The following is an 11,887-nucleotide window of genomic DNA, read 5'->3' on the forward strand; positions in this document are numbered from 1 at the left end:
AGTAATGAAACCTCAAAGTTGTGCGTCTTCTAAAGCATGAGCACAAACGCAACTGCGCGTCTTCGGTAGAAGAACAATTGCCTCTTTTAAAACTTGTTCAATGACGAATTTTTTCTTTTCCGCAATCTCTGTTAGTTCGCTGATGGTTTGATGTTTCTGCAAGCCAACGGCCATATTAGAAACGTAGCAGAGTGAAGCATAACACATCTCTAATTCTCGAGCAAGAACAGCTTCAGGCAAGCCAGTCATCCCCACTATGTCACATCCAAAACTTCGAAGCATCTTAACTTCGGTGGGGGTTTCATATCGTGGACCTTCGGTGCAAGCTAAAACTGCTTCATCCCAAACGCTTTCTGCAGCATGTTTTGCCGCTTTTATCAAAGCATCACGAATCTCTGGACAATAGGGCTGAGACATATCTATATGTGTCACAGGGGCACATTCATAGAAAGTTCCTTTTCTAAGCTTAGTGAAGTCCAAAAAATCGTTAGGAACTACCAATTCTCCAAGCTCTAAGCGTCTGTTTATGCCACCCACAGCATTAGTTGCAAAAACTCGTTCCACTCCAAGCAGGTGCAAAGCAAAAATGTTGGCACGATAATTTATACGATGCGGGGGAACTGTGTGACTCAAGCCGTGACGAGAAAGAAAAGCTACGGCTTTGCCTCCGATTCCTCCAACAGAGATTGGCGAAGGCAAACCGTAAGGAGTCCCGATTCGAACATGCTCTACTTCTCTCAGTAAACCTTCTAAACCACTACCCCCAATAAGAGCTACACTAGCTTTGCTCAAATTCTTCAACTTTCTTTTTCCTCTTCTTGAAAAAGCTGCCGTATTTTATATTAATTACAAGAGCTACAAGAGAAATTGCAATAGCCAACAATATACCAATGAATATTGTGAAAACGAGTTCTGCCCATGCCACTGTGGGATCAATAAGAATTTCTGAAACTTGCTTAAATATTTGTGAAGACCAAGCGATCACAACAGTAATAACTAGTGTGCGTAGAAGTCGAATGTCGCGCTTGAAATACCAATGGATTGCTCTTCCAGATAATACTACACAAATCCCAATGACCATTAGGTATATGCCTTGCCCAATAAACTCACCTGTAAACCTTGGCAGCAGACTTAGCCATGCATCCAGAGTTGTTGGTGGAGTGCTAAGACTTGAATAGTATGCTGTTGCTCCGTTTATCCCGAGAAATATTCCGACAGCAGCTGCTATGATTCCTCCAGCAAGGGCAAAGCCTGAAATCTGAACTGGAAGTGGAGGAGGTTCGTATTCTTTGATCCACCGAAGAAAGTTCATCGTTGCTTTGTCAATGCCGAATCCTTTGACAAGAAGAACAGCTCCTAAAACTAGGAGAAAGGCTATCCACGTATAGTATAGCAAGCCCCCAAGATACATGATGGCTAAAATTATTAGCAGGAGTCCTGGAACTCCGAGGGCAACTCGTGAGTAGCGGGGGGTTTCTGTGAGCATCTTGAGATATTTACCGAAAAGTGCTACAGTTTCTTCGATGGATTTGCTGTGTTTGATGATAATTCTTCGAACCGACGTGACAGGCACCCTCGATTCAACCAAGGGGAGTACCGCCTCATCTGAGTATCCATCAGTTACGAGGATGACACTGTTGGCTGGAAAAGCTTTTAAAACTTGTTTTAGTTCTCTGACCAGTTTCCGGTCTGCGTCGACACCGAGCAACTGTGAGCCAGAGATTGTGGCGATTTGGAATTTTTCATGTCGTTGGCCTTGCTTTTTAAGTTGGTCGTAAACTCTCACAGCTTCAAACATGGCGTTGGCGTCTGGCTCTTCGGGATCTTTTAAGGCTAGTGAAACAGCGGCATCAAGATTTTTCTCTCTGCCTAGTATAGGGGTTTTATCTTCTGTCTTAGTGCCTATGTCGCCATCTCGGTCAACGCATAAAATCAGTAATCTTTCTTCTTTTTCTTTTGAAGCCATAGATAGTTTCCACTTTTGTTTGTAGGTTGTCGCAACTTTAACTTTACGTTCTATTAATAAGAGATTTCGTGTGCAGTATAAGTATTTAGCCTATAATTTCTAGAATTTAGACAAGTCCTTTGGATTTCCTGAAGAACATGATACCATTCTTGCCGACAATTATTCGAAGCAGGCGCAGAAAAAGAACATGACCTTTTAGTGCACCGAGAACACGATTAGAAGCAATGTCTATCCAAGTCATCGAATTGAAAAGCCTCATAAAGAAACTGCAAAACAATGGACACCAAACCATACACACACAAAGACCAGACTAGTTGCTCATTGTCAAGCTGGGGCTTAAACTCAAACGCCAATTACACAAAGTAAATGGTAAGAGGGGACATGGGTGTATCGCTATCTTCTTGGAAATCCTTGTGCTGTATGCAGAAGCCTGAACTTTCAGGCGTCAAAACGTGCAGTGAGGAAGTCTCCTATCTGAATTAGACTAAACATTCTCAACCGCGGCAGAATATGTAGCTTGAGGATGAACGTCGCTTTAGGCTGCTTTAAGGTGATTAAGCATTCCATAATTTATTCAGATTGTTGTGGGTTTTGGAAAGTTTGTGCTCTATCAGCAAACGTGATTTCAATTGAATCGTGCAACTGTTCAATGTTAATGGCAGAAATAGTGACTTTTCAGACAAATTCATTAAACTGAACGCGTGGAGAATCATAAAAGATAACAATTCGTTGCGAAGTACATTGTATTCCGCAGGGGTTTCGAGTCGCATTTCAGTTTTCAGGTAAGGAGTTCTCATTGGGCCACAGACCTACCCCCCTCCCCCTATCTTTTGTTACATTCGGGCTTTCAGATATGGATCCTTTGCAAGTGTGAAATGCGCACGGTTGTTTTCAAGAACTTTTTTCTGGAGGAAGTTAACGTTAAGAAAAGCCCAAAACCGCAGGTTTCCTAAGCATCTACTATAGAGGCTTTGGGGATTCCCGGTGTCTGCAGAAATGACTAGGTCTCACATACTTGTGAGACTTAATCTGTGTCACTGAACATTATCTGACTGGTTGCTGTCTCATGTGACTGCTCTAGTTAACTGGTTTGCCATGGGTTCCGCACGCGTAAATTAGGTCTCTTCTTCCGCCAAGAGCTTGAATTCTTCAAGCGTTAGTTTTTTGCCTTGTTCTAGTTCCTTCAACGCTTTCGCTTTCAACTTCTTTCGTGTCTCTTCTTGCTTCAGTGTTCTTTCTTTTTCTTCAGTTTCAGCTAACCCTTTTTTTAGTGCTTTAACCTTCCTCTCGACTGCGATATATTCTTCGCGGATATTCTGTGATTTCTGCTTACTTTGGAGGAAAACTTGGTGATAGTGGTCTGATTCAGGTTGTAATGCTTTTGCTTTGTCTATGGTTTCCATCATTTTCTTGTGGAGTTCTTGGCTTTGGTCGGCCACTTCTGAAAGTCGTGTGTGGAAAAGTTTCGCTTCTTTGTCCATTGCTTTTGTTTTGTCGTGTAATCTTGTGATTTTCTCTTTTGTGTCACTTATTTTTTGGTAGATGTTTAGTTGGACTTCAAGTCGATCTGCCTTTTCAACGAGGGGTTTTTCTTCCTGAAGTGTTAAGGAGGTTGTTTGAATCTTCCATTCGATTTCCTCTTTTTCTTTCCTTAGAGTATTGGCAGTCTGTTTTGGTTTCTTTGCGTTTAGAAGCTGCAACTTTTCTTTGAGTTGTTTGATTTCTTTAATTTTCTTTTTCATTAGCTCTCTTGTCTGGTCTCTTTGCATCTTTAATGTTTTTACTCTGGTATTTGTTGCGTCACGTCTTTCTCTAGTGTTTGCAGCCTCCAATCGCAAGTCCTTAATTTGTTTGTGGATCGCGTTTCTTTTTTCTGCCCATTGCTCCGTTTCTTTGTTGAAAGAGTCTCGTTGCTGTTTAAGAGGTTTGAGTTGTTGGTTTAGTTTTTTTATTTTCTCTATTAGTTCATCAGACAATTTTTTTGCCTCTTTCACTTTCAGTTGATCCAATTTCCAATGGCAAGTCGACGAATCGCTCATGCATATCTACCATCTAGGCGCACGAAAATATGTGTTGTCGGTTGAATGGAGAATGTTGAGGAAAATCCGTTTATCGATGAGTTTGAAACAGGCTTATTCAAGTATGATTCTTGCATCAACCGTTTTTGCTCCCTTCTCATAAACCATAATCGGGTTCAGGTCTAATTCCTTTATTTCTTGGTGATCTGTCACAAGTTTTGAAGTGTTGACTATTATTTCTGCTATGGCGTTAATGTCTAAGGGCGGCTGATTTCTGTATCCTTTCAAAACTGGGTAGGCTTTTATCTCAGTGATCATTAACTCGGCTTCTTGTTTTGTTACTGGAGCAATGCGAAAAGCCACATCTTTTAGAATTTCTACGAAGATTCCGCCGAGGCCGAACATTACTGTTGGACCAAACTGATCATCTTTAATGGCGCCTATTATGACTTCTGTTGAGGATGGAGCCATTTCTTGCACTAGGATACCGAATATTTTCGCGCTTGGCTGATGATTATTCACATTTGCCAGAATTGTTCTGTAAGCCCTTTCCACCTCAGGGCCAGTTTTCAGGTCTAGCATAACACCGCCTACATCAGATTTGTGAATAATATCAGGTGAAACAATTTTTAGCACAACAGGAAAGCCTATTTCTTCAGCAAACTTCACTGCCTCCTCCTCTTTCTTAGCTACTTCAAATCGCGTGACTGGAATGTTATACTCTTGACAAATAGTCTTGGCTTCAGGCTCTAGGAGGCTTTTCCTATTTTCTTTACATACGCTAGCGAGGATTTCTGAAACTTTTCCCATAGCCCAACACTCCTTGACTCATTTTAGACGCTGGAGGCTTAAGATATTTTAGCCTTGACTATTGCTGAATTGTTAAACTTTTGGGTTGCCACCAATAAGAAGCCAGACTATGCTAAGATAAGAAAGCCAAATGAAACATAATTATCTGTCAGCAGTCCACATAAACCTTCAATTACGCTGCCTTAGGTAATTTGCGGAAATCCCTAAATAATCACTTTGCATATTTTTAGAGTTAGACAGCAATTATGGAAGTGATAATATTTTCCATAACCTCTGAGATACAGATCAAAGAATTCAAACAGTGGCTTGGAGACGAAACAGCGAACATTTTGCAGCCTTTTAACGAGCAAGCTAAGAAATTAGTTGACAAAATAAAGGAGAGACTAAACAATGCCCGCAAAGCTTGTGAGAAACTGGCAGAAGAAGGAACTAAAGAAATGGAAAGAGGAAAGGCAGCCCGCAAAGCTAGAGTTACAGAAAAGCTTTCCAGATATTTTCTGAAACAAATCGGCAAAATAGCCTTTCCAGACAAAATGTCCTTCAGTGAACTACATAATCTGCATAAAGATTTAGAGAAAATGTTTTCTTATGTTGCGCGAGAAAGGAATGCTTGGTTTCCCCGAATTTCACCCTTGTTCATAATTACGAGAAAAAAAGTTGACTTCGCATTCACTAGACTAGTAGGTTCCATCTCAGAGTTAGGTAATTTCTTGTCAGCTGAGTATTCAAAGGCAGAAGCCATAGAGAAACTGTTTTTGGAGGCTAATGAAATGATGAGATTACTAGACGAATCAAGCAAGTATGAAGGGCACAGAGCGAGTATTGAAGAGAAGATGCAATTTCTTCAGCAAAAGATGGAAGAAAGCGAAAAAAACAGCGAATCTATTAAAAGCAGTGCGGAACTCGGCGATCTTGCTGAAATGAACCGGAAAATTCAACAGCTAAGAAAACAGGTGAAATACGATTTGAGGCATCTTCAAAAACCTTTCATGAAGTTTGCAAATCTGACAAGGGGTCCCGGGTACACTCTTTCCGCAGAAGAGATAGAAAAGCTTAGCCACTACTTGGATGATTCGTTTATTGCTTTTGCTACCGAAAAGCCTGGTTACCCGACGCTTAAAAGTATATTAAGAAAGATAGAACGGGCGATGGATGGAGGAAAACTCAAGCTGAAGAGTAGCCGTTTGAGAAAGGGCAGAGAGGAAATCAATGCAATTCTGAACAAAAATAAATTGGATAGCTTGCATCAAGACTGTACACACGCTTTTTCATTAAATCAGCAGTTGATCTCTTCAAAGGAAACACAAGTAGCACAAAGAAAAGCCAAACAACTACAAAGGAGATTCGAGGAACTGCGAAAACGAAAAGACGCATCTGGAGCTAGGCTAGATACACTGGTAAAAGAGCATAAACAACTACTGAAAAAGGTTAACGAACAAAAGAAGATGCTGGAGAAATTAGTGTACGAAATCTTGGAAAAGAACGTTAAAATAAAGCTTAGATAAGAACGACCATGTTACATGTCAAGAATTGTGCGTGCAAGTCGAAAAGCCATAAGAAAAAAGGCGCTGCGGATTCCTTTTCTTCCTTACTGTGAAAATCACGTTTCTTGCAACGCGGCGACCTTTCTATATAAACCGAAAAAGAGAAGCCATAGAAATGTATCAAGGTTAGATCGGCGAAAAACACCTCATTCTATCTGGTTATAGGAGCTTTGCAACTTCAGACGAACGATTTTTAAGGACATGATTATGAAAACGACTAGTGCAGAGACACATTGTTAAAGAAAAGACAGGTAAGAATCACTATCGTGCATGTCTCTAGCGAATTTGTGGATTGGGCTTGCTCAGATGCTCGTTTTCACAACTCAATGGTTTCACCGTAGTGGCTTGCGACTATAACAACATCGTAAATGTTGATTACTCCATCTTCCACCAAATCAGCTCTCGGGTCCCAGCAAGGCTCTCCTTCCAAACATCCATAGATTCCAGTAACAGCAACAACATCGAAAATGTCTACATCTCCGTCACCGTCAATGTCGGGGTTCATCTTTACTTTTACTATGCCATCGACATAGACATTGTCTAGGGTATCGGTTTCACCCTTTACAGTGCTTGCAATCGCACTTATGGAGTATTTGCCACTTAGTGTGCTTGTTGTATTCCAAGAGAAGATTAATGTTGTTTGCTCCGTTGGAGCCAAGTTAATAACCGTAAGTGTTTGAATGGCGTTAAGTGTGGGTGGATTGAGCTGCTCGAAGGCTTGGTTAGATATGATGAATCCATTGATGGCGACGTTGTTAATATACCAGCCCTCCTCGAGGTGCCCTAAGTCGGTCATGTAGCGGAAGCCCAGAAGCACAGTCTCTCCAGCGTAGTCGCTGAGGTTAAACGTCATTGTCATCCACTCTGGCCAGCCTTCACCAGTTCCAGTGAATCCTGGAAGATTTGCAATAATGCTTGAATCCGTGTCAGGTTGATGCTCGTGAGTGGTATACGCATTTTCTAGGGAAGCCCACGTTGCTCCTTCATCGGTAGAGATTTGAACGAACCCGAAGTCATAGAGGTGCTCGATATTATATTTAGTTTCAAAAGTCAACATGGGGCTATCAGCAGGTATGCTAGTTGAAGTTACTAAAAGAAAATCTCCTGAGTTTTTGCCATTTGAATACCATACGAGGTTGCTATCCATCTCGATTAGGTGCCACCCATGAACTTCTGAAGCATAAAGAGTAACGTTGAATGTTTCAACCTCTGTGCCCTCGTTCGCTACGATAACTGAGACGTTGAGGACTTGATGCTTGTAAACCTCAGTTGTAGAAGTAACATTAACTATTGCTACGTCGGGTATGCCCCCAAGGATCGTCTTGGCAGCTTGCACTGAACCAAACGCCCCATCATCATCAGTCACAGTCAACACCACAGCGAAAGTCTCATTAACAAGATAGGCGTGTTCAACGACCATCCCAGTAGCATTAGTGCCATCACCGAAATCCCAGAAGTAGCCGGTAATGTACCCATCCGAGTCATAGCTTGCAGAGGCATTGAAGTCGATGATTTCGCCAACATAAGCAGTTTCTACTGATTCTGTGAATGATGGAACTGGCAACCTGTTTAAGACGGTTTTGACTACAGTAGCACTATTCGTTGCTCCTTTGTCATCAGTGACTGTTAACGTGACTGTATAGTTGCCATTGTCGACAAAACCATGTTCAACAACTATTCCAGTTGCGTTTGCACCATCGCCAAAATCCCACAAGTAGCTGGCAATGTACCCATCTGAATCATAACTATTAGAAGCATTAAAGATTATTGTCTCGCTCGTATAGACTGTTTCCGCCGACTCTATAAATGATGCAATAGGCAGTTCGTTTTCAAGGATCGTCTTGGCAGCTTGCACTGAACCAAACGCCCCATCATCATCAGTCACAGTCAACACCACAGCGAAAGTTCCATTAATAGAATAAGTATGACTAACTGTAACGCCTGTTGCATTAGTGCCGTCGCCAAAGTCCCAGAGATAGTTAGCAATATACCCATCGGCATCATAGCTATCCGAAGCGTCAAACGCAATAGGGACGCCAACCCAAGAAGTTTCGGTAGATTCCACAAAATTGGCTACTGGGGATCTGTTTAAAACCATTAGCCTTACTGTTGTTGTGTTCTGCGCCACATCATCATCTGTAATGGTTAGAGTCACGAGGTAACGTCTGTCGTATGAGTAAGCGTGATTGACGATGACGCCGTACGCGGTGTTGCCGTCGCCGAAATCCCAGAAATATGAGACAATTGTTCCATCTGGATCATAACTCTCAGAAGCATTAAAGGTAATGACCTCACCAGTATAAACTGTTGTAGAAGATGTTGTGAAAATTGCTACAGGAAGCCTATTTAAGATAGTTTTGATGGCACTTGCTGAGGATGTTCCTCCGTTGTTATCTACAAGTGTCAGTGTAACTGTGTATTGCCCATCATCATCATACACATGGGTTACTACGATGTCTGTGGCGTTGGTTCCATCACCGAAATCCCATAGGTAACTAAGAATGAAACCGTCAGAATCATAACTCTCAGAAGCATTAAAAGTAATGACCTCACCAGTATAAACTGTTGTAGAAGATTCTGTGAATAATACTACTGGAACCCTGTTGAGAACCGTTTTAGTGGCGCTGACCGTGTACGTTGCTCCTCTGTCGTCTGTGACGTTAAGCGTTACTGTATAGTTACCATCATACAAATAGGTATGTTCAACAGCCACATCCGTGGCGTTGGTTCCATCACCGAAATCCCAGAAATAACCAGCGATAGCGCCATCTAAGTCGTAGCTGCTAGAGGCATTGAACGTGATGGTTTCACCTTGATAGATTGTTTCTGCGGACTCTGTGAATAATGCAACAGGTGGCTCGTTCCAAAGAATGGTCTTGGTAGCAGTTGTCGCATCAGAAGCTCCCTCATTGTCCGTTACATTTAGTGTCACCGTGAACGTTCCGTTAAGAGAATAAACATGTCCAACGATTACTCCAGTGGCATTAGTGCCATCACCGAAATCCCAGAAATAACTAACAATGAAACCATCAGAATCATAACTACCAGAAGCATTAAACATGATAGATTGACTAGTGTAAACAGTTTCTCCCGATTCTGTGAATACAGCAACAGGGGAACTATTCAAGACTGTCTTAATAGCTGATGTAGAGTTGTAAGCATCATCATCGTCGGTGACAGTGAGGGTTACAGTGTATGTTCCGTTATCTGTGTATGAGTGACTCAGGGCAACGCCAGTGGCGTTTGTACCATCACCGAAATCCCAGAAATAACTAACAATAACACCATCCGGGTCATAACTATCCGACGCATTGAAGGTAATGGCCTCGCCAGTATACACTATTTCTGTTGATTCTGTAAACAATGCGACTGGTGACCTGTTTAAGATGGTTTTGCTTGCAGAGGCAGTGTTTATTGCTCCATTGTCATCAGTGACTGTTAACATGACTGTATAGTTGCCATTGTCGGCATAGCCATGTTCAACAACTATTCCGGTTGCGTTTGTGCCGTCTCCAAAATCCCAGAAGTAGCTAGTTATATAACCATCCGAGTCATAGCTGTTAGAAGCATTGAGGTAAATGGCTTCGCTAGTGTAGGCGGTTTCTGTAGACTCGGTGAATGACGCTACAGGTTTTTCATTCCAAAGAATAGTCTTGGTAGCTGAAGTTGAGTCTGAAGCGTCATCATCATCCGAGACTGTTAGAGTAACAGTGTAGGTTCCGTTTATGGAATAAGCGTGCTCGACAACAATGCCCGTGGCGTTGGTTCCATCACCGAAATCCCAGAAATAACTAACAATGAAACCATCAGAATCATAACTACCAGAAGCATTAAACATGATAGGTTGGCCTACATAAACGGTTTCAGCAGACTCTGCGAATGATGCCATTGGAGGCATGTTTAACACAGTCTTGGCCGAAGTTGTGTTCTCACTTACACCGTCATCATCAGTAACCGTTAATGTCACTGTGTAATCTCCGTCATCGATGTATGTATGTTCAACGGTCATGCTGGTTCCATTTGCTCCGTCACCGAAATCCCAGAAATAACTAACAATAGTACCATCCGGGTCATAACTTGCTGAGGCATTGAAGTATATGGTCTCGCCGACGAGCACGCTTTCCGCGGACTCGGTGAAGGATGCCACAGGAGGCCTATTCAGGACGGTTTTGGTGGCTGACGTTGAGGCTGAAGCGCCGTCGTCGTCAGTCACGGTTAAGGTGACCGTATAAAGTCCATCTTCACTATATGCATGTCCAACCGTGACGCCTGAGGCGTTAGTGCCATCGCCAAAGTCCCAGAAGTAACTAACAATAGTGCCGTCGGGGTCGTAGCTGTCGCTGGCGTCGAACGAGATAACCTCGTTGGTGTAGACTGTTTCTGCCGATTCGGTGAAAACGGCTACGGGGGGTCTATTCAAAACGTTTGTAGATCCTGTGGCTGTGGTAGTTGCTCCATCATCGTCAGTCACTACAAGGGTCACCATGTAGGTTCCATCACCTGTGTATGCGTGGTTAACTATAACGCCCGTGGCGTTGGTACCGTCGCCAAAGTCCCAGAAGTAACTAACAATAACCCCGTCAGGATCAGAGCTACCCGATGCGTCAAACTGAATGATCTCACCTGTATATACCACGGTTGCAGACTGAGTAAACGTAGCTACTGGGGGTCGGTTCAAAACTGTCTTAACCGAGGTAGCGATGGCAGTTGCTCCATCGTCATCTGTTATTATGAGAGTTACCGTGTAGGTTCCATTATCTGCGTAGGCGTGGCCTATAGTGACGCCTGAGGCGTTAGTGCCATCGCCAAAGTCCCAGAAAAAGCTAACAATAGTGCCGTCGGGGTCGTAGCTGTCGCTGGCGTCGAACGAGATGATTTCGCCTGTATTAACGGTTTCTGTGGACTCAGTAAAGACGGCGACAGGCGGCCTATTCAAAATAGTCTTAGTGGCTGACGTTGGAGTCGAAGCTCCGTCGTTGTCTGTAACAGTGAGCGTCACTGTATAGTTTCCGTCATCCATGTATGAATGAACTACAACTGTGCCGGTTACGTTAGTGCCGTCGCCAAAGTCCCAGAAGTAACTAACGATGGAACCGTCAGGATCATAGCTTTGAGATGCGTTGAACGTGATAGTCTCGTTCGTGTAACCAGTTTCCGTAGACTCGGTGAAGACTGCTATAGGCGGTGTATTTAATACTATCTTGGTGGAGCTCGTTGATGATGTCGCTCCATCATCATCTGTGATGGTCAGCGTCACTGTGTAGTTTCCATCATCTGCGTATGAGTGATCTACTGTGACGCCGGTAGCATTGGTTCCATCTCCGAAATCCCAGAAGTAACTAACGGTAGTACCATCTGGGTCGTAGCTGTCTGAAGCATTAAAGTATATGGTTTCCCCAGTATAGACGGTTTCTGCAGACTCCGTGAAGGATGCTATTGGGGGTCTGTTCGAGACAGTCTTAGTTGAGGAAGCAGTAGCAGTAGCGCCATCGTCGTCGGTTACGGTTAGTGTAACAGTGTATGTTCCATTATCTGTGTATGCATGAGAC

The 11,887-nt window shown here is 42.9% G+C and carries 6 protein-coding genes; 1 reads left to right on the forward strand and 5 read right to left on the reverse strand.

Going from position 1 to position 11,887, the window contains the following annotated elements; translation table 11 throughout:
- Positions 1-12: 12 nt before the first annotated feature.
- The 4 genes from NWE91_07350 to NWE91_07365 form a co-directional block, all read right to left on the reverse strand.
- Entirely contained in the window at positions 13-792 is a 780-nt protein-coding gene (locus NWE91_07350; GenBank protein ID MCW3986202.1) for an S-methyl-5'-thioinosine phosphorylase, read from the reverse strand.
- Positions 779-1,966, reverse strand: coding sequence for a DUF373 family protein (locus NWE91_07355; protein ID MCW3986203.1), 1,188 nt, complete (start codon positions 1,964-1,966; stop codon positions 779-781). The genes NWE91_07350 and NWE91_07355 overlap by 14 nt, the downstream gene beginning before the upstream one ends.
- A 1,115-nt stretch (positions 1,967-3,081) precedes the next feature.
- On the reverse strand, positions 3,082-4,005 hold the full coding sequence (locus NWE91_07360; protein MCW3986204.1) for a hypothetical protein: 924 nt from the start codon (positions 4,003-4,005) through the stop codon (positions 3,082-3,084).
- Between the two features lie 93 nt (positions 4,006-4,098).
- Positions 4,099-4,794, reverse strand: a complete 696-nt coding sequence (locus tag NWE91_07365) for an acetate--CoA ligase family protein (protein ID MCW3986205.1) — start codon at positions 4,792-4,794, stop codon at positions 4,099-4,101.
- A 245-nt stretch (positions 4,795-5,039) separates the two neighbouring features.
- Here NWE91_07365 and NWE91_07370 point away from each other — a divergent pair, with 245 nt between their 5' ends.
- A complete protein-coding gene (locus NWE91_07370; protein MCW3986206.1) occupies positions 5,040-6,299 on the forward strand; it encodes a hypothetical protein in 1,260 nt (419 codons plus the stop codon).
- Between the two features lie 355 nt (positions 6,300-6,654).
- Here NWE91_07370 and NWE91_07375 read toward each other — a convergent pair.
- On the reverse strand, positions 6,655-11,887 hold a 5,233-nt coding region (locus NWE91_07375), incomplete at its 5' end, for a PKD domain-containing protein (GenBank protein ID MCW3986207.1).

This window comes from Candidatus Bathyarchaeota archaeon (assembly GCA_026014805.1).
Lineage (GTDB): Archaea > Thermoproteota > Bathyarchaeia > Bathyarchaeales > SOJC01 > JAGLZW01.

Excerpts from the sequence above, each read along its gene's own strand:
- NWE91_07355 (MCW3986203.1), bottom strand. The coding sequence starts at position 1,966 with ATGGCTTCAAAAGAAAAAGAAGAAAGATTACTGATTTTATGCGTTGAC.
- NWE91_07360 (MCW3986204.1), bottom strand. The coding sequence starts at position 4,005 with ATGAGCGATTCGTCGACTTGCCATTGGAAATTGGATCAACTGAAAGTG.
- NWE91_07365 (MCW3986205.1), bottom strand. The coding sequence starts at position 4,794 with ATGGGAAAAGTTTCAGAAATCCTCGCTAGCGTATGTAAAGAAAATAGG.
- NWE91_07370 (MCW3986206.1), top strand. The coding sequence starts at position 5,040 with ATGGAAGTGATAATATTTTCCATAACCTCTGAGATACAGATCAAAGAA.